17 protein-coding genes and 1 other annotated feature are annotated in these 19,542 nt (G+C 48.0%); all 17 genes read left to right on the forward strand.

Annotated elements, in window-relative coordinates; genetic code table 11:
* The first annotated feature begins 11 nt into the window (after positions 1-11).
* The 17 genes from hemL to ACDJ59_RS01855 all read left to right on the forward strand — a co-directional run bounded on the left by hemL (position 12) and on the right by ACDJ59_RS01855 (position 19,534).
* On the forward strand, positions 12-1,316 hold the full coding sequence (gene hemL / locus ACDJ59_RS01775; protein WP_413407433.1) for a glutamate-1-semialdehyde 2,1-aminomutase: 1,305 nt from the start codon (positions 12-14) through the stop codon (positions 1,314-1,316).
* Entirely contained in the window at positions 1,313-2,218 is a 906-nt protein-coding gene (locus ACDJ59_RS01780) for an RluA family pseudouridine synthase (RefSeq protein WP_413407434.1), read from the forward strand. Before hemL ends, ACDJ59_RS01780 begins: the two co-directional genes overlap by 4 nt.
* 372 nt (positions 2,219-2,590) lie before the next feature.
* A complete protein-coding gene (locus ACDJ59_RS01785; RefSeq protein WP_413407435.1) occupies positions 2,591-4,174 on the forward strand; it encodes a LysM peptidoglycan-binding domain-containing protein in 1,584 nt (527 codons plus the stop codon).
* A 155-nt stretch (positions 4,175-4,329) separates the two neighbouring features.
* Positions 4,330-4,611, forward strand: a binding site (T-box leader).
* 61 nt (positions 4,612-4,672) lie between these two features.
* Positions 4,673-7,339: a valine--tRNA ligase gene (locus ACDJ59_RS01790; RefSeq protein ID WP_413407436.1), complete on the forward strand. Its 2,667-nt coding sequence runs from the start codon at positions 4,673-4,675 to the stop codon at positions 7,337-7,339.
* Positions 7,340-7,417: 78 nt separating this feature from the next.
* A complete protein-coding gene (locus ACDJ59_RS01795; RefSeq protein ID WP_036673600.1) occupies positions 7,418-8,794 on the forward strand; it encodes a bifunctional folylpolyglutamate synthase/dihydrofolate synthase in 1,377 nt (458 codons plus the stop codon).
* Positions 8,795-8,850: 56 nt separating this feature from the next.
* Positions 8,851-10,170 carry a UDP-N-acetylmuramate--L-alanine ligase gene (gene murC, locus ACDJ59_RS01800; protein WP_413409690.1) on the forward strand — a complete coding sequence of 440 codons (1,320 nt, stop codon included), beginning with the start codon at positions 8,851-8,853 and terminating at the stop codon, positions 10,168-10,170.
* Positions 10,171-10,286: 116 nt separating this feature from the next.
* Positions 10,287-11,516 (forward strand): SPOR domain-containing protein, encoded by a 1,230-nt coding sequence (locus ACDJ59_RS01805; RefSeq protein WP_413407437.1) that lies wholly within the window; start codon positions 10,287-10,289, stop codon positions 11,514-11,516.
* 145 nt (positions 11,517-11,661) lie between these two features.
* A complete protein-coding gene (locus tag ACDJ59_RS01810) occupies positions 11,662-11,904 on the forward strand; it encodes a DUF4321 domain-containing protein (RefSeq protein ID WP_047841183.1) in 243 nt (80 codons plus the stop codon).
* A 94-nt stretch (positions 11,905-11,998) separates the two neighbouring features.
* Entirely contained in the window at positions 11,999-12,610 is a 612-nt protein-coding gene (locus tag ACDJ59_RS01815; RefSeq protein ID WP_413407438.1) for a Maf family protein, read from the forward strand.
* Positions 12,611-12,647: 37 nt separating this feature from the next.
* Complete coding sequence (gene radC / locus ACDJ59_RS01820) at positions 12,648-13,337, forward strand: RadC family protein (RefSeq protein ID WP_413407439.1); 690 nt, start codon at positions 12,648-12,650, stop codon at positions 13,335-13,337.
* A 183-nt stretch (positions 13,338-13,520) separates the two neighbouring features.
* Positions 13,521-14,555 (forward strand): rod shape-determining protein, encoded by a 1,035-nt coding sequence (locus ACDJ59_RS01825; protein ID WP_017692612.1) that lies wholly within the window; start codon positions 13,521-13,523, stop codon positions 14,553-14,555.
* Between the two features lie 186 nt (positions 14,556-14,741).
* Entirely contained in the window at positions 14,742-15,614 is an 873-nt protein-coding gene (mreC, locus tag ACDJ59_RS01830) for a rod shape-determining protein MreC (protein ID WP_307542587.1), read from the forward strand.
* Positions 15,614-16,147 (forward strand): rod shape-determining protein MreD, encoded by a 534-nt coding sequence (mreD, locus tag ACDJ59_RS01835; RefSeq protein WP_091037552.1) that lies wholly within the window; start codon positions 15,614-15,616, stop codon positions 16,145-16,147. Before mreC ends, mreD begins: the two co-directional genes overlap by 1 nt.
* A 75-nt stretch (positions 16,148-16,222) precedes the next feature.
* Positions 16,223-16,885, forward strand: coding sequence for a septum site-determining protein MinC (gene minC / locus ACDJ59_RS01840; protein ID WP_017692615.1), 663 nt, complete (start codon positions 16,223-16,225; stop codon positions 16,883-16,885).
* A gap of 3 nt (positions 16,886-16,888) precedes the next feature.
* Entirely contained in the window at positions 16,889-17,683 is a 795-nt protein-coding gene (gene minD, locus ACDJ59_RS01845) for a septum site-determining protein MinD (protein WP_036605908.1), read from the forward strand.
* Positions 17,684-17,832: 149 nt separating this feature from the next.
* Positions 17,833-18,681 carry a peptidoglycan DD-metalloendopeptidase family protein gene (locus tag ACDJ59_RS01850; protein ID WP_413407440.1) on the forward strand — a complete coding sequence of 283 codons (849 nt, stop codon included), beginning with the start codon at positions 17,833-17,835 and terminating at the stop codon, positions 18,679-18,681.
* Positions 18,674-19,534 (forward strand): M50 family metallopeptidase, encoded by an 861-nt coding sequence (locus ACDJ59_RS01855; protein WP_413407441.1) that lies wholly within the window; start codon positions 18,674-18,676, stop codon positions 19,532-19,534. The genes ACDJ59_RS01850 and ACDJ59_RS01855 overlap by 8 nt, the downstream gene beginning before the upstream one ends.
* Positions 19,535-19,542 lie beyond the last annotated feature (8 nt).

The following is a 19,542-nucleotide window of genomic DNA, read 5'->3' on the forward strand; positions in this document are numbered from 1 at the left end:
GGAGGATATTCATGACTGCACAACTAGGTAATCGTCGCAATGACGAGCGCTCACGCAGCGCAATTGAAGAAGCTAAGCAATACATACCCGGAGGTGTGAACAGCCCTGTACGTGCATTCAAATCGGTGGGACTTACCCCGATTTATGTAGAGCGTGGAGAAGGGTCCAAAATCTACGATATTGATGGCAATGTTTTTATAGACTATGTGGGATCGTGGGGACCACTTATCATGGGACATGCTCATCCTGACGTTGTAGAAGCTTTGCGTGAGACAGCTGTGAAAGGAACAAGCTTTGGTGCACCGACTTTGCTGGAGACCGAGATGGCAAAACTGGTCTGTGAGCGTGTACCTTCCATCGATATCGTGCGGATGGTCAATTCCGGTACGGAAGCAACGATGAGTGCCATTCGACTGGCACGCGGGGTAACCGGACGCAGTAAAATTCTGAAGTTTGAAGGATCATATCATGGACACGCGGACAGCTTGCTGATTAAGGCTGGATCGGGTGTTGCAACACTGGGTCTACCGGATAGTCCAGGTGTACCTGAAGGTGTAGCTGTGAATACAATTACAGTACCTTATAACGATCTGGAGTCCGTGACGCTTGCTTTTGAACGTTATGGTGAAGAACTGGCCGCTGTTATTGTGGAACCTGTGGCGGGTAACATGGGGGTAGTACCTCCGGCTTCCGGTTTCCTTGAAGGACTGCGCAGTTTGACGACCCAATATGGCAGCCTGCTTATTTTTGACGAAGTCATGACCGGTTTCCGCGTAGGGTTGAACTGTGCTCAGGGACGGTATGGGGTTACACCTGACCTGACTTGTCTGGGTAAAGTTATCGGTGGCGGACTCCCGGTTGGTGCTTATGGTGGTCGCCGGGATCTGATGGAACAGATTGCCCCTACGGGACCGATCTATCAGGCAGGTACATTGAGCGGGAATCCGCTGGCTATGGCAGCAGGGTATACCACGCTCAAATTGTTAACACCAGAGGTCTATGACCGTCTGGAGACATTGTCTGCACGTTTGCAAGCCGGATTCGAGAAAAATGCAGCTGAGACGGGTATTGCGATAACCATTAACCGTGTGGGTTCCATGGTTTGTCCATTCTTCAGTGCCGTTCCAGTAACCAATTATGATATTGCCAAAGAAAGCAATCTGGATCAATTCCGTCGTTATTTTGCGGCCATGATTGATCAAGGTGTGAGTGTTGCGCCTTCGCAATACGAAGGCATGTTTGTCTCTGGTGTGCACACGGAGCAGGATATTGACGATACGATTGAGGCGAATCGTAAAGCTCTTCAATCGTTATGACCATCAAAAGTTGGAAACGCCGCGGGGAATGGCTGGAGCTGATGCCAGGGAAAGCCGTAACAGGCAGTTTGGACAAACCGATGGCCGCAGAGCAATGGCTATTGTCTGAGCTGCAGTTTCCGGAGAAACTGCTCCGTCAGCTGAAAGCAAACCGAGGAATACAACTTGCAGGGGACCGGCTTCGGCTGGCCCTTTTTGCGTCCCAGCCAATCGATGTCGATCCACGCTGGGCTGATGTGGATGTATTGTATGAGGATGATTTCTGTCTGGTTATGCACAAACCGGCAGGCATGAAACTGCATCCGGATGGAAGCCGTGCTGATCAGGCCATCACGCTGGACCATGTGGTTGCCTCTTATTATGAAATGAACGGAATACAGGCGAGCGTACGCCATGTTCATCGACTGGATGAGGATACAACCGGACCTGTCCTGTATGCCAAAAATGCTTTTGCCCTCGCCAAACTGGATGAAGCGATGCGTCGCAAAGAGATTGGCCGCCATTATGTAGCCATTGCAGGTGGACAAATCCCCCTTGAACTCCGCAAAATTGATGCTCCAATTGGCAAGGACAGACATCACAAACAGCGCAGGCGTGTCTCGGAAGGTGGACAGGAAGCGGTTACCCATGTAGAGATCGTCGAAGTGTGGGAACGAGCAACCCTTGTACGATTAAAGCTGGATACAGGACGCACACACCAAATTCGTGTACACCTGAGCTACGCGGGACACCCGCTTATTGGTGATGCGTTGTATGGTGGGAGAGCAGATGTCATTGGGCGACAAGCACTTCACGGAGAGATGATTAAGTTTGGTCATCCGTTAACCGGAGCGATGATTGAAGTGAATGATCCTTGGCCGCCCGATTTCAAACAATTGGCAGAGCGAGAGGTGGCTTACTAATACACTATTTAAGTTCGACTAACTATTTACACGAAAACGGAGAGGACAGAAACAACCAGAAGAAGCAAAGCGTTCGCCTAAAAGCTTTCTGAAAGAAAGCTGCTTCGGAAGCATACGCTATCCCCTGATTTTCCCTTTTATAAAAAGGAATGAAAAAAATCTGGGGATAACAGCGATCAGAGGGTAGGGTTGTTCTGTCATCGTAGTGGCATTGTAAATAATAATGAGTTGAACATATATAGCAAGGTTTTTCAAAAGGTGGCATGCTCATCTCATTCAAGGCATATAGATGGGGTAACGAAGGATTTGGACCATGGATCAGTCCCATGAGAAGGATCATGGTGAACATATGCCGAAAGGAGGACGCCACCTTTGTTGAATCAACCTTATGGTTTGCGGTTCGATATTTATGAGCGCGTTCATTTGTCTGAGGGAGTTCCTGCGATTGAGGAATTGGAGGAGATTGAACTATACCCGCGCATTCAAGTCATAGGGCAGGATGATCATGCCACGTTAAGAGGGCATCTTTTACTTACAGGTGCGTACAGAGGAGAAAATGAGGCTTCAGAGGAACTCAAACATTTCATTCCCGTGGAGATCACAGTGCCGCTGAACCGGGTCAGATCGATTGAGGATATTTCCATCGAGATCGAAAATTTTGACGTGGATCTGTTATCCAATCGCAGTCTGAACATTACAGGCGTGTTATCGCTGCGAGGCATCGAGGGCTTTCCTGTTGAAGAGCCACAAGTGTGGTCAGCAGATGAGTTTACAGTTGTTCATTCACCTGATGCTCAGCAATCCAACCGTTCCGATGAAGCAGCACAGGCAGGTAGCGATCCCAACACATTTGCACAAGAGTACCTGCTCCAGCGGAGTGAGGAAGAGAGACTTGCGAATGCAGCAGAACTTGCATATGGTGCTCCGGAATTCGCTGACCTGTCCATAAGGGAAGAGACATTAGGGAATAGCGAAGAATGGCAGCAGGAATATGCGAATTCGTCATTGGCCGAGCCACTTCAATCTGAGGAGCAAAGTGCGGAGTACGCTAACGAAAACAGACAACCTGATGCAAACGAAGATCCCGCATCTCTGACAGCGAATGGAGATGAATTGGCATCTCATGAGCAATACAGCGAACCTTCTCCGATCTCGTCATTTATGGCTGAGACCGCAGATCGATTAGCTTCTTACCCTGAGTCGGAACCATTGCTGCCTCTGGAAGATGAGTCTTCGGGTTGGTCCGAGCCTTCCGTGGATGCATTGCCTGCGAACTCGAGAAGTGCAGATCAAGCAGTCTCAGAGCCTACTGCTCATTCATCTAATGAGTTGGCAGCACCGGATGTACCGGACGCACCAGAGGTATGGCACTTCGAATCAGTGAGATCTGTACCTCAGCAGGAGAATCAGGCAGTTGCCGATGTTCCGGTTGAATCACAGGCGGAGAACTGGCAAGGTGTATTTGCTTCGTCCGAACCAGGCAACGCAGAGGAAGACCGGCCGCCTTTTGAAGCGACTGGGATAGACGAGTTCGTACAGAACGAAGCATTTGTTCCTGAACCTGTGGCTGAGACGGAAGACAAGCCGGAGCTGAAGGTTGCTTTTGGCAGCAAAAAAGAATCCGCACCACGGCAAGAAGAGGGCGTAGGTATCTCTTCCTTGTTATCCTCCGGCAGAGCGGCACGCGATGCTGAAGTGGAGCGAGGCGATGAGGTTCCTGCGGGTGTGGTACAGGAAGAAACGTATCCAGCGGATGATGTGGAATGGAAGAACCTGTTCCTGGGAACAATCGTGGACCAGACCCCATTCCGCAAGGTGAAACTGTGCATCGTTCAGCGAGAAGATACACTGGATGCCATTGCAGATCGATATCAATTGAGCACGAGGGAACTTCAGTTGTATAACCGATTATCTGAGCAGGTTGTGGAAGAAGGTCAGATATTGTACATCCCTTAATCCGTAGTTAAAGCCTTCGTTACGACCCGTGATCCCCTTGAGGATTGCGGGTTTTTGCATGATTCGTCCTAAACCTGCATTCCAGCGCACTTTATCCGCTGTTGTCAGGTTGACTATCGCGCACGAGCAAGGTATGATGTGTGTAGGTTTTTTGATGAACAACGTGGAACGGGAGTAGTAGACAGTATGACCTTTCAGAGAGTGGAATTGCAGCGCTGTGAGATTCCGCAGGAACCAACTGATCGAAGTCGCCCGGGAGTTGCCTGTTTGAATACAAGGGATGAAAGAGATCTATCGTCATTTATTTCTGAGGTAGGATGGGCCGGTAGCAGCCGTTATCTGCTTGAAGTGTCACGTCATGTACAGAGGGTGAAGTCTATCTTGCTGTAGGCGTGAAACAAAGGTGGTACCGCGAAAGCTAACCTTTCGTCCTTTGATGGATGAAAGGTTTTTTTTGTTTTTTTTGGCGAAGATAATGAAGTAACGGAGGAATGACACATGTCTGAGGAAAAAAAATCAGCTGCAACAGAAATGCCGACCACTTACGATCCTAAGGCGGCAGAGGATAAATGGTACGCCACCTGGATGGAGCGTGGATATTTCAAAGCCGGTCAACGTAAAGATGCCGAGCCGTATACAATTGTAATTCCACCCCCAAATGTGACCGGGATGCTGCACATTGGGCATGCGCTCGATTTTACACTGCAGGATATTCTGATCCGCACCAAACGGATGCAAGGTTATGACGCACTGTGGCTTCCGGGTTCCGACCATGCAGGTATTGCTACCCAAACCAAAGTGGAGCAGAAGCTGCGTGAAGAAGGTCTGACTCGTTATGATCTGGGACGTGAGAAGTTTCTGGAGAAGGTATGGGACTGGAAAGATCAGTATGCCACTACCATTCGTCAGCAATGGGGCAAAATGGGCTTGTCACTTGATTACTCACGTGAACGTTTTACGCTGGATGAAGGTCTGTCCCAAGCGGTTCGTAAAGTATTTGTTCAACTGTATGAAAAAGGCCTTATTTACCGAGGCAAACGCATCATTAACTGGGACCCGGTGAACCGGACAGCGCTGTCCGACATTGAGGTTGAATATAAAGAGGTTCAGGGTCACCTGTACCATCTGCGTTACCCGCTCAAAGACGGAAGTGGCTACGTTACAGTGGCAACAACACGTCCTGAAACGATGCTGGGTGATACAGCGGTTGCTGTTCATCCGAAGGATGAGCGTTATGCAGATATGATTGGTAAAGTACTTGTACTGCCTATCATTGGACGCGAAATTCCAATTATCGCTGATGATTATGTGGATAAAGAGTTTGGAAGTGGTGCTGTTAAAATCACGCCTGCGCATGATCCAAATGACTTTGAAGTAGGTCTTCGTCATGATCTGCCCCAAATTACGGTAATGGATGAGAGCGGCACAATGAATGCTGAGGCAGGCAAGTATCAGGGACTGGATCGCAGTGACTGCCGCAAGCAGATTGTTGCTGACTTGAAAGAGCAGGGTGTATTGATCAACATTGAGGATCACACGCATCAGGTTGGACACAGTGAGCGTACCGGAGCTGTTGTTGAGCCGTATCTGTCTACACAGTGGTTCGTTGAGATGAAGCCACTTGCAGAGAGAGCTATTAAGAAACAACAGAGCGGCGAAGGGGTTAATTTTGTTCCAGATCGTTTTGAGAAAACCTATCTGAACTGGATCGAGAACGTTCGTGACTGGTGTATTTCCCGTCAACTATGGTGGGGACATCGTATTCCTGCCTGGTATGATGAGGAAACGGGTGAAATCATCGTATCTGCTGAAGATCCAACAACGCTGCCAGAGTATGCTGGACGCAAGCTCAGACAGGATGAAGATGTTCTGGATACATGGTTTAGCTCCGGATTATGGCCTTTCTCCACACTAGGCTGGCCGGAAGATACGGAAGATCTGCAACGTTATTATCCGACAAGTGTACTTGTGACAGGGTATGACATCATATATTTCTGGGTTGCACGTATGATTTTCACTGCATTGGAATTCACGGATGAGATTCCGTTCAAGGATGTACTGATGCATGGTCTTGTTCGTGACGCAGATGGACGCAAAATGTCCAAATCACTGGGTAACGGTGTAGATCCGCTGGATGTGATTGAGAAATACGGCGCAGATGCAATGCGTTACATGATCTCAACCAGCAGCACGCCAGGTCAGGATCTGCGTTTCCGTTGGGAACGGGTGGAGCAGGCACGTAATTTCGCCAACAAGATCTGGAATGCTTCGCGCTTTGCATTGATGAATCTGGAAGGATTCACCTATGAGGAACGTGACATCAGCGGAGAGCTTGGTACAGCGGATTATTGGATTTTGCACCGTCTGAACGAAACTTCCCGCGATATTACGCGTCTAATCGAAGCGTATGAATTTGGGGAAACGGGTCGTGTGTTGTATAACTTTATCTGGGATGACCTGTGTGACTGGTACATCGAGTTTGCTAAGCTGTCCTTCTATGGGGAAGATCCGGTTGCCAAGAAGAAAACACAATCCGTGCTTGCTTATGTGCTGGATCAGACCATGCGCCTGATTCATCCGTTTATGCCATACATCTCCGAAGAGATCTGGCAGCATCTGCCGCATGAAGGTGAGACCATTACGCTGGCATCATGGCCGGTATATGATCCTGCTCTTGAGAACCCAGAGGCTGTTGCCGAGATGAACCTGCTCATGGATACCATTCGTGCAGTGCGAAACATTCGTGCAGAAGTGAACGTGCCGATGAGCAAAAAGATCGAGTTGATGGTCAAAGCAAATAGTGCTGAGACGTCCAGCATCATTGCACGTAACAGTCACTACATCAAACGTTTCTGTAATACGTCCGAGTTCGATAGTGGGCTGGATTTGAACTCACCGGACAAGGCAATGACTGCGATCATTACGGGGGCAGAACTATACTTGCCGCTCGCAGGTCTTATTGATATCGAGCAGGAAGTGGCTCGTTTGGAGAAAGAGTTGGAGAACCTTGAGGGCGAAGTTCTCCGTGTAGAGAAAAAACTGGCGAACGAAGGCTTTGTTGCCAAAGCTCCTGCCAAAGTTATTGAGGAAGAGCGCGCCAAGCAAGCAGATTATTCCGATAAACGGGATAAAGTGATTGCACGAATCAAGGAACTTAAAGGTTAATATATTTGGGTCGGATGGAGAGCCATTATGCCATCCGGCCGCTTTTTTCACTCAAACTCGGGACCGAAGGTGAATCAGATGACGGAATTAGACGGGACAGATGCAGCAGCTCCTTTACTTACGTACAACGAGGCCGTGGACTGGATCAATGGCCTTATTCCTTTTGGCATCCGACCTGGATTGGAACGAATCGAGAGTCTGATGTCCATGTTAGGCAATCCACACCAACGTCTCAAATTTATTCATGTCGCGGGAACGAACGGCAAAGGTTCGACTTGCGCTTTTTTGACGTCAGTGCTTCTTCAGGCTGGATATGATGTAGGTACCTTTACGTCGCCTTATATCACCAAGTTTACAAACCGTTTTCAATACAACGGTGAGGATATTCCTGAAGAAATCCTGCTTAAGCTCTCGAACCGATTACATCCACTGGTCATGGAAATGGCCTCCACTCCGCTTGGATCACCCACGATGTTTGAGGTGTCCACGGCTCTGGCGCTTCTGTACTATGCAGAGGAGTGTTACCCTGACGTTGTGGTATGGGAGACGGGGCTAGGGGGAAGGATGGACGTAACGAATATTGTCGCACCTGTTGTGTCCGTCATCACGAACATTGGTATGGATCATACGGATGTGCTTGGAGATACGATTGAGCAGATTGCTGGAGAAAAGGCAGGTATTATCAAGCCGGGAGTACCCGTTGTGACTTGCGCGACTCAACCCGAAGCTGTGAAGGTGATTCAGGAGAAAGCACAGCAGCTTCAATCAAGCGTGTATTTGGCTGGAGATCAATTCTCTTATCATAGACTGGACAGCAATGAGAACGGACAATCTTTTCATTTTACAGGCCCGTTCCGTGATCTGGACGTTCGCATACGCATGCAGGGCTCACATCAATGTGACAATGCAGCGGCCGCACTTATGGTGCTTGAATTGCTTAGACAATACATGGCATTTATGCTGGATGACAACGATATTGCACTTGGACTGGAGAATGCTTTCTGGGCAGGAAGATTCGAAAAAGTCGTCGATGAACCCCGAATTGTGCTTGATGGAGCACATAATCCGGAAGGGGCAGAGTCACTGGCCAAGAGCATTATGGATGTCTATCCGCACAACAAGTTAATTTTGATGATGGGTATGTTGGCAAATAAGCATCACGAAGCGTATTTGCAGCATATACTGCCACTAGTGGATACGCTGATCCTGACCGAGCCAGATTTCCGACGCAAAATGGATGCAGCCGAATTGCTGCAGATTGTCGAACGGGTACGTCCCGCCATTGCGAAGCAGGAACTGGAAATCATCGTCGAGCCCGAATGGGCAAAGGCACTTGATCTATTGAAGTCACGGACGGAAGCGGAAGATCTGGGGGTGGTCTCCGGCACACTGTACCTGATTGCGGATGTGCGGGCAGCCCTTTTGCATCAAACCGATTCTGAAAAAGGTTGGTGAAAGTTTTGTTAAATACATCGGAACACGTTCATTTTATAGGGATTGGCGGATATGGCATGAGTGCCATCGCAAGAGTTATGTTGGAAATGGGATACACCGTTACCGGATCGGATGTCGCTTCACAGGAGTTGACCGAGAAGTTGGCAGCCAAGGGAGCGAAAATATATATCGGACATACGGCAGAGCACGTCACTGGAGCAGATCTTGTTGTCTACTCTACAGCAGCGCCTGCTGATAATGTGGAACGGATAGCAGCTGCAGAGCTGAACATTCCGATTCTGCATCGTTCCCAGATGCTTGCACGTTTGTTGAACGAACGTAAAGGTGTGGCTGTAGCTGGGGCTCATGGTAAAACAACCACTTCATCCATGATTGCACTTGTTATGGATAAATGTGATACAGATCCGACATACATTATTGGCGGAGAAATCATGAATGTGGGTACCAACGCGAAGGCCGGCCAAGGCGACTGGGTAGTCGCTGAAGCGGACGAGAGCGATGGTTCGTTTTTGCAGTACCATCCATGGCTCGGTATTGTAACCAATATTGAGGCAGATCATCTGGAGAATTACAACAGTGATTTTGAGGAGCTCAAAAGGGCTTATGTGCAGTTCCTGAGCCAGATTCGTCCGGAAGGAACAGCGATTGTGTGTTCTGACGACGAGAATGTTCAAGCGATTTTGCCAGAACTCAAGTCACGGATTACAACCTATGGTATTGATCGTGCTGCGGATTATACGGCAACGGATATTGTACTGGGCGATCGCCGTATCTCCTTTACGATGAATCATCAGGGTGCTGCTATGGGCACGGTGGAACTATCAGTGCCGGGTAAGCATAACGTTTATAATGCGATGGCTACTGTGATTACCTGTCTGGAGGCAGGCATTCCATTTGAGAAGATTGTGGCAGCTATCATCCAGTTCCACGGAGCCAAACGCAGATTCCAGGTATTGGGCGAGGCGCGTGATATGCTGATCATCGATGATTATGCTCATCACCCGACTGAGATTGAAGCTACCATCAGTGCGGCCAAAGCAACAGGCAAACGCATTATTGCGGTATTTCAGCCACAGCGTTATACGCGGACGTTCTTCCTGCTGGATGCGTTCAGTCGTGCTTTCGCGGAAGCGGATGAAGTGCTTATTACGGATATCTATTCTCCTGCGGGCGAAAAACAGATCGAAGGGGTAACCTCAGCCAGACTGGTTGAACTGATCGTTCAAAACAGTAATGCTTCTGCACGTTACCTTCCTACAAAAGAAGAAGTGGTAGCTGATCTGCAGCATCGTCTGCAGCCAGGAGATCTTGTGATTACGATGGGCGCAGGTGATATTTGGAAAGTCGGCGATACACTTGCCAAAGGTTTGAAATAGATCAATTGAGAAATCGCCTGTCTTCGATACGAAGCAGGCGTTTTTTGCGTTATATGGAATGTATTCTCCAGTCTCTGCATATAGCTTATATAAATGGGACAAAGGAGAGGGTACGGGTGAGCAATGCTAGAATGACGTTTCGCTTCGGGGATCATGAGTCGGACAAGCCTGAAAACAAGAGGATATCCGCGTCCAGTCCATTGGTGACGTTAAGTGAAGAATTACCGCATAATCAACCGCTAACGCCTAAGCAGATGGATACAACCCCATCATGGACGCCTGAGGATATCCCCGGAGACTGGGGAGAGACGGTGCTGACAAGCTCTACTGTACCTGAACCTGACGAGCGGGTGAGTCATGATTCGAACTTGAACTTGGATGAGGCCCATTATTTTGGGAACCGTTCCGGTTACGGTTATGTTAATCACACCGATAATCCGGAGGAAGAGCGTCGTGATCTGCCCAATACCCATGATGATCAGGGCCACGACTGGCTTGCAGATTCGGAGAACTATTCCTATAAACGCAATCGGCCTCCAAGGGGATGGAAAATGATTGGTTCTGTCACTGGGGCACTTGTTACCGGAGCGCTTTTCGGTATGGTTATTCTTTCATTTTTTAATAAAGAAGGAGCCGTGAAGCCAGGCGATCTTCTTCCCGTCAATCAGGCAGTTTCCACTGTGACAGGTCAGGAGGGGACTGCAGGTACAGAACAGCAGGTTCAAACAGCGACGACTGGGAGTACATATTATGCACTTCAATACGGCGTGTTCAGTTCTCCTGAACGTGCTGAGCAGGCCAAGCTTGAGCTCGCTCAGGCAGGTATAGCCGCAGGTTCTGATCCTGAAGATGGCAATCGAGTATATGCAGGCATTTCGGCTGATCGTGAAGAGGCCAAGCTACTTAGCTCCAGGCTAAAAGCCCAAGGAGTTGAACTGTATGTCAAGGAGATCGTGAACCCTGAGATCAATCCGGCTATATTCGGTGTTAAGCAAGAGGATGTGCAGTTTTTCTTCACAAACAGTTCTGCACTGGTGGAACAATTATCTACCTTGTCCATTCAGCAGTTAGGACAGTCTGCTCCTGCAGCAGTCTCTACAGAAACGATGACCGCGATTCAAAATAAGCACCAGTCATGGATGACGGAATTGAATAGTCTTATACCTGGCCTGACCGCAGATGTACAACCTATTATTGGTGGAATGGAGAAATCAATGAACAGTGCAATTACGGCTATCGCGGAGTACAACAAAAACCCGGATGATGTACACATGTGGTCCGTGCAGTCCGATCTGATAGAATATGTACTGCAGCAGAAAAAATGGCTCGAAGCGATAAAGCAGTAACATGCTCTTTCCCATAACAACGCTTGGAAATACCCATCCGGCAAGGAACTGGAAATAGTTCCCCTTGCCGGATTTGTGTTTGTATTGACGTACAAAACCCCGTATAATAATGTGGGTGTCAAAAAATGGCGAGGGAAGATTACCGATGAAAAAAAACTTCGGCATGTTATTGCTGTTTCTGCTGCTCGGCTGGATGGCCGGAGCGTGGATCGCCAAGGCACTGCAGCCTGTAAAGGCAGTAGCCTTTCTTACGAAAGCCACGACCATACGTTGGTCGCCACAGGCTGATCTGGATATTATCAGTTATGATATTTCACTTCAATTTCAAATGAGCCTTCTGAGTCTGATCGGTATGATTGCCGCTGTGTGGCTGTATCGCAGACTGTAGGAGAATGACGAGTTATGACGAAAAAAATTAAACCAGTGACATCTATTATCGTGATCCGGACAGGATGTTGCCGTGGCATAAGGAGCCGTTCATTTTGGATAACACACAACAGCGCCCTATTATTCTGGCCTCCACATCGCCTCGGCGCAAAGAACTGATCGCATCACTCCACCTAGCGTTTGATGTAATACCAAGTCATGCCAATGAAGATACACCACCAGAGTGGACACCTGAACAGACGGTACAGGAACTTGCTTTACGCAAGGCGCTTGCCGTGTATCGCGGGCTTGAAGGCCGCGAGCAGGAAGCCATTATTGTTGGTAGTGACACCGTTGTTGTTCTGGATGGTGAGATTCTAGGCAAACCCTTAGACGAAGCGGATGCTGCACGTATGTTATCCCGGCTACAGGGCCGCGTACATCGGGTGTTTACGGGCGTCGCTTGTATTGATGCGGGCAATGGACAGTCGTTAGTTCATTACCGCCAGACCGATGTAACGATGAAAGAGCTGTCGGATGCGACCATCCGTGCTTATGTGCAGACAGGTGAGCCTTCAGATAAGGCAGGGTCATATGCCATTCAGGGCATTGGTGCTTCACTGATCGACCGCATTGAAGGATGTTATTTTAATGTGGTTGGCTTGCCGCTATCTTTGCTAAGTGATATGTTGGACGGGTTCGGCGTACATGTGTTGCCACGAACATGAATGAAGCCAAATGTTGTGAAATGAAAAGAGGGAACATATGGAGTCGCCTCAATACATGATGCGCGACATCCCCCAGGAAGAACGCCCGAGAGAACGCATGATGGAATACGGGGCGGGCGCCTTAAGCCATGCTGAATTGCTGGCAATTTTACTTCGAACAGGCACAAGACAGGAGTCCGCGGTGCATATGGCACAGCGGATTCTGGCCGAAACGGGCGGCATTCGCTCGTTGATGGATTTGAGTCTGGAAGAACTGACCGCGATGAAAGGGATCGGCAATGCCAAGGCTGTGCAATTGAAAGCTGGCATTGAGCTGGGTCATCGGATTGCCAAGAGCAGACTCACACAGTCGACTTCAATTCGTACACCGCGTGATGCAGCTGATATCCTGATGGAACAATTGCGTTACTTGCAAAAAGAACATTTTGTGTGTCTTTTTCTGAATAGCAAAAATCATATTATTGCCCAGGAAACACTCTCCATGGGCAGCCTTAACGCTTCGATTGTACATCCACGTGAAGTGTTCCGGGCTGCCATCAAATGCAGCAGCGCATCGATTGTGTGCGCACACAACCATCCGAGTGGTGATCCTACGCCCAGTCCGGAGGATATCCAAATAACCAAGAGACTGATTGAAGCAGGCGCTATTGTTGGCATTGACGTGCTTGATCATATTATTATCGGAGATGGAACGTACGTAAGTTTGAAGGAGAAGGGCTTAGTATAATATAATGGTTGGCGTTGATGTTTTCCTATGAATGTTAACGGCGTTGTCCGTAAAAGATAGGTTCACTTTACAAATGCAAAAAAACAAATGCGAATATTAGCTCCACGTATTGCGTGGGAATAAAATTATTACGCTCTGGATCAGAATGGAGCGGCTATATGAGGCAGAAAAGGAGATTATGTTATGTTTGGTGGTTTTACGAAAGATTTGGGTATTGACTTGGGGACAGCAAATACGTTGGTTTATGTACGAGGGAAAGGAATTGTGGTGCGAGAACCTTCGGTTGTCGCTATACGGACAGATACAAATAGCATCGAGGCAGTAGGTGAAGCCGCCAAAAAAATGATTGGACGTACACCAGGTAACATTCGTGCCATTCGCCCAATGAAAGATGGCGTTATTGCCGATTTCGATACAACGGCAACGATGATCAAATATTTCATCCGTGAGGCGCAAAAACAACGCTCTATGTTCCAGCGTCATCCAAACGTGATGGTATGTGTACCATCCGGGATCACGGCAGTAGAACAACGTGCGGTTGAAGATGCAACCAAACAGGCTGGAGCACGTGAAGCCTACACAATTGAAGAGCCTTTTGCTGCTGCAATCGGTGCAGATCTGCCTGTATGGGAACCAACGGGTAGTATGGTTGTCGATATTGGTGGCGGTACAACGGAAGTGGCTGTTATCTCTCTTGGTGGTATTGTAACGAGCCGTTCGGTTCGTGTAGCAGGTGACGAGATGGATGAATCCGTTATCCAGTACATCAAACGCCAATACAATCTGATGATCGGTGAGCGTACATCGGAGCAATTGAAGATGGACATCGGATCAGCTATGCCATTGGAACAAGTAGAAACGATGGAAATTCGTGGACGTGACCTTGTAACAGGTCTGCCGAAGACAATTACGATTACTTCGGACGAGATCAGTGAAGCGCTGGCTGATACCGTGAATGCAATTGTTGAAGCGGTAAAAGTAACACTGGAAAAATGCCCGCCTGAACTTGCTGCCGATATCATGGATCGGGGTATTGTACTTACAGGTGGTGGGGCGTTGCTTCGCAACCTGGACAAGCTTCTCGCTGGTGAGACAGGAATGCCTGTCATTGTGGCTGAGAACCCGCTGGATTGTGTAGCCATCGGAACAGGTAAAGCGCTAGAGAATATTCATTTGTTCAAAAGCAGAAGCAGTTCGGCAGTTCGTTCCAAACGTTAATTGGTATTTGCCTAACTTGGCATAGTGACCAAGTGGGCAAGATATCTTTATAGAGGACCCGGTTAACCCCGGGGATGAGCTATTACCCGCTTAACAGGGGAGGATCGGCTGATATTCTCGCAGGGACTACAGGTCTGACAGTCTCCCCGCCGGGCATGGCTCGGAAGAGAATATGGATGTTAGAGGGTGTTCGAACTGTTTAAACTGCTAGGCAACAAAAGACTTTTTGTTTTGCTGGTGGGCCTTGTTACATTTATCGCGTTAATGGGCTTTACGCTCAGTCCGCGAACCACTCTATCCTGGCCGGAGAAATTCCTGAAGGATTCAGTTGGATTTGTACAATACGTATTTTACAAGCCCGCTTCCTATGTAGCGGGCTTTTTCAAAGATGTAGCGAACATGCGTACGGTATATGATGAGAATGAAGAGCTCCGCATCGCGATGGGTCACTATACTCGAGATCGGCTGAAGTACAATGATATGGAGCAAGTGAATGAGCAACTTCAGAAAGCGCTCAATTTCACAGAAGAACAGAAGAATCGCTATAATTACGGTTCACGAATTGCTCAGGTTATCAGTGCCAATTCGGATCCAAATAGCAGAACCATTAACATTGATATCGGTGAAAATGCGGGAATCAAGCCGGGGATGGCCGTTACCTCCCAGGAAGGGCTGGTCGGCGTGATCAGTCATGTCAGCTCATATACATCAACGGTTAATCTGTTAACGTCCATGGACGCCAACGATCCGACATCTAATGCCATTGCAGCAACGGCAGTAGGTAAGGAGAAAGTATTTGGTATGATTGAGAGTTATGATCCCAAGACGGGTATGCTCAAAATGACCAAGATCTCAGAGGATTCAAACATCAAAGAGGGGGATGAAATAATTTCATCCGGAATCATCAATAACTTTCCAAAATACATGCGGATTGGTGAAGTGAAGAGTGTCGAGAAAAGTGAGTATGGTTTAACCAAAACAGCTACAATTGATCCATATGCTAGCTTCCTTGATTGGAAAGAGCTGATTGTCATTATCCCGCCTGAGGTAAAAGAATAATGGTAACGCGCAAGCAAGTTCTGTTCCTGTTACTATTCGTTTTGTTCATTGCGGAAGGCACAATTTTACCGCTCCTCATCCCTTCTGGCTGGCACATGCGTATTTCTGCCAATCTGGTCTATATCGTAATTTTATTTATTGCTGTATATCATCATCGTCACACGGCACTGGTACTCGGTATATTTTTTGGACTATTGCATGACGTTGTATTCTACGGCGAGATGATTGGACCTTATGGATTCTCGATGGGATTATCGGCATATATGATGGGACTCATTTTTCAAGCACCACGTGCACCACTGCCGGTTATGGTATCGGTTGTCATTTTGGGAAGTTTGCTTAATGACACCATGCTATTTTTCCTGTACAAGCTCTTCCAACTTAACCACGTGACGTTTGACTGGGCGTTGATTGAATACATGATTCCTAATTTGTTCATTCATTTTGTGTTTGCCTTGATCATTTATGTCCCGCTTCGGAAACAACTGGAGCGGATCGGCAAGAGACGGAGCAAGACAGAAGAAGCTTCCTAAAATACATTTATGGAGCGCAAAGCAGGAACTTGGGGCCCCGGGCACGAAATGTAATGAGATGGGAGGGACAGGCTTATGACGGTAAAATCGAATCACGTAACGATTAAAGGCATCCGAGACGGCCTGGTTTTCCTGTTGGACGATCAATGTGAATTCGAGGAATTGCTCTATGAGCTCCGCTATAAGCTGGAACACAGCCATCAAAATATTTTGACCGGACCGATTGTTCATGTGGATATCAAGTTGGGTGCCCGCGAAGTGACAGAGGACCAGAAAGAAGCAATCCTCGATATATTGAAGCAAAAAGGGAATTTGCTTATTCGATCCATCGACTCACCTGCACTCCAACCGGAGGTTAAAGGACCACCGCCGATTGTAACCATGTGTGGTATGGTGCGTTCAGGTCAGGTGCTTCATCATGAAGGAAATCTCCTGTTTCTTGGGGATATCAATCCGGGGGGCACAGTGACGTGTACCGGAGATATATATGTGTTGGGTTCACTCAGAGGTATGGCTCATGCCGGAATTGGCGGGGACGAGGAAGCGATTATTGCCGCTTCGGTATTTGCACCGACGCAGCTACGGATTGCGGATATCATCAGTCGTCCTCCCGATGAATGGGAGAGCCGAGAGACCGGAATGGAATTTGCTTACTTACAGGACAATCAGATGCAGATAGACAAAATGAGCAATATCGTTCGGTTACGCCGAGATTTTAATGTGTTTAAAGGAGTGTAGCTCATGGGAGAGGCGATCGTGATCACTTCGGGTAAAGGCGGCGTGGGTAAAACAACCACCTCGGCAAACATCGGGACAGCGCTGGCGCTGCTCGGCAAAAAGGTTTGTCTGGTAGATACCGATATCGGCCTTCGTAATTTGGATGTCGTGATGGGACTCGAAAACCGTATTATTTACGATCTGTGCGACGTTGCGGACGGCCGCTGCCGTCTGAATCAGGCTTTGGTCAAAGACAAGCGTTTCGAAGAATTATATATGTTGCCTGCGGCGCAGACGAGAGACAAAAACTCAGTGTCGCCAGAACAGGTCAGGGATATTATCCTTGAATTGAAAAAAGATTTTGAATACGTCATTATTGATTGCCCAGCCGGCATAGAGCAGGGTTTCAAAAATGCGGTAGCAGGAGCAGATCAGGCCATCGTGGTCACTACACCGGAAAATGCTGCAGTACGTGATGCGGATCGTGTCATCGGCCTGCTGGAGAGTTCGCACATTCAATCACCAAAGCTGGTGGTGAATCGAATTCGCAATAATATGGTTAAATCGGGTGACATGTTAGATATCGATGGTATTTTACAAGTACTTAATATTGACCTGATTGGCATTGTGCCTGATGATGAACTGGTCATCAAAGCGGCAAATTCAGGAGAACCTACGGTCATGAATCCGGATTCACTTGCGGCGATTGCGTACCGCAACATTGCACGACGCATTCTGGGAGATACGGTTCCATTGATGCAGCTGGAGCAGAAAAAGGGAGCATTTACTCGTTTCAAAAAGTTCTTGGGAATGGGTTAATTCATTTTAATGGACTTATTCATTATCTGATTACATGACAGCCGTGGCTTATAGCCCGGCTTTTTTTGTTACCTGCGGGCAGGCTTGTTCATATTATCAACCAACTCTTCATAGGATGTAGTAAACAAGCCTCGGCGGGAGGACATTCCATGAACACGAAACTCAGAATCAAGCAGAGACGAGAAGAACGCATTCGGCGACTGATGGAGGGTGCCACTGTGGAGGTCTTACAGGAGCAGAAATTAGGTTCACTGTTGGACAAGAATGAGATCATACACCCAAAACCATTTACGCCTAGTGAGGGGATACAGGAAAGAGATCCGGAATGGTTGTGGAAAAAAGAGAATGGTCATTTCGTTCCAGGGGGGCATTCGAGATTTAACCTGTTCAAGTCACTTTTCAAACGGACGGTTATTAGCGCTTTGATATTTGGCGGAGTATGGGGTCTATTTCAGTTGGATACATCGTGGACGACATCACCCAAAACAGTAATTGCGGATGCACTCCATCGGGATATGGATTTTGCCTCAGCAGCGGCTTGGTATGAACGGCATTTTGGAGGAACGCCTTCGTTTCTTCCGGTCCTCGGACATACGACGGATGCCGTGAACGGATTAAAAGTAAGGCAGTTACTGGGCAAACCGATCTCAGGCACAGTGGTTCAGCCATTTGCGCTGAGCATGAAGGGAATTGAGATCGTTCCGGATGCCGCAGGTGCAGAACTTATACAGGTCGCAAGTTCGGATGCTGGGCGTGTCATGGAGGTTATCGGCGATGCAGCAAGTGGATTCACAGTTGTCATCCAACATACAGGCAATGTCACGGCAATATACGGTCGGCTGAACGAAAGTGAAGTGAGCGTGAATGATTGGGTGGAAGCGGGGAATCCAGTGGGGAGTCTCAAGGCTACGGGTGGTGAACAACCGGCCACGCTCTATTTTGCGGTCAAAGAGGGGGAGGAGTACGTAGACCCGGCGGAAGTTGTTGCCCTTGATTAGGGTGTGGGGAGTCCGTATTACGTTTCATCCGTTTTTTGTAATTATTATGATGGCCTCCCTTCTGACTGGACATTTTATTGAACTTATTACGTTGTTTGCCATCGTATTCATTCATGAATGTGGACATGCTGCGGCGGCGGCACTTCTGGGCTATCGTGTCTTGTCGATCCAGATGCTTCCTTTTGGAGGAGTAGCGGTTATCGAAGATGGAGGTACGATCACGGCCTACCGGGAAATCATCATTGCTCTGGCTGGTCCATTACAAAACATCCTGATGGTTGGCGTGGTTATGCTGTTGCAGTATGGCAATCTGGGCGATCCGGTATTTCTCAACTATATCATTCAGGGGAACCTGCTCATTGCTCTCTTTAATCTGCTGCCTGTACTTCCTCTGGACGGAGGTAAAATTGTTCAGGCACTTGTCAGTCTGTGGGCACCCTACTATACAACATTAATGTGGACTTACAGAATTAGCATTCTGTGTAGCGTAGGGGTTATTTTATATGCTATCAGCCGATGGTTTACTGGAGACTACGGCCTACCGCTCAACATTCTGTTAATCGGCCTTTTTTTGTTCTATTCCAACGTAACGGATTATCGAAATGTGCCCTATCGCTTTATTCGTTTTCTGATGAATCGAGAGGGTGTGTTTGCTCGTCACGCGGCTACTGGCAGTTTGGCGCAGCCAATAATCTCATTCCCGGCGAAACCTTTGGACACTATTTTGCGTCTATTAAAGAGAGAAAGATACCATATGGTATACGTGATGAACAGACAGGGTCGAATTATGGCCGTATTGCCTGAGCAACGGATTATCGGGTCCTATTTTCAACAAAATGGTGATAAATTGTAGTGTTCTGG

Origin of the sequence: Paenibacillus amylolyticus (assembly GCF_047302515.1) — a bacterium.
Classification (GTDB): domain Bacteria; phylum Bacillota; class Bacilli; order Paenibacillales; family Paenibacillaceae; genus Paenibacillus; species Paenibacillus amylolyticus_G.

Coding starts and splice junctions, on each gene's coding strand:
- mreD (WP_091037552.1), top strand. CDS start 15,614: ATGGTAACGCGCAAGCAAGTTCTGTTCCTGTTACTATTCGTTTTGTTC.
- murC (WP_413409690.1), top strand. CDS start 8,851: ATGAGTGCCATCGCAAGAGTTATGTTGGAAATGGGATACACCGTTACC.
- radC (WP_413407439.1), top strand. CDS start 12,648: ATGGAGTCGCCTCAATACATGATGCGCGACATCCCCCAGGAAGAACGC.
- hemL (WP_413407433.1), top strand. CDS start 12: ATGACTGCACAACTAGGTAATCGTCGCAATGACGAGCGCTCACGCAGC.
- ACDJ59_RS01780 (WP_413407434.1), top strand. CDS start 1,313: ATGACCATCAAAAGTTGGAAACGCCGCGGGGAATGGCTGGAGCTGATG.
- ACDJ59_RS01795 (WP_036673600.1), top strand. CDS start 7,418: ATGACGGAATTAGACGGGACAGATGCAGCAGCTCCTTTACTTACGTAC.
- ACDJ59_RS01810 (WP_047841183.1), top strand. CDS start 11,662: ATGAAAAAAAACTTCGGCATGTTATTGCTGTTTCTGCTGCTCGGCTGG.
- ACDJ59_RS01790 (WP_413407436.1), top strand. CDS start 4,673: ATGTCTGAGGAAAAAAAATCAGCTGCAACAGAAATGCCGACCACTTAC.
- ACDJ59_RS01850 (WP_413407440.1), top strand. CDS start 17,833: ATGAACACGAAACTCAGAATCAAGCAGAGACGAGAAGAACGCATTCGG.
- minD (WP_036605908.1), top strand. CDS start 16,889: ATGGGAGAGGCGATCGTGATCACTTCGGGTAAAGGCGGCGTGGGTAAA.
- ACDJ59_RS01825 (WP_017692612.1), top strand. CDS start 13,521: ATGTTTGGTGGTTTTACGAAAGATTTGGGTATTGACTTGGGGACAGCA.
- minC (WP_017692615.1), top strand. CDS start 16,223: ATGACGGTAAAATCGAATCACGTAACGATTAAAGGCATCCGAGACGGC.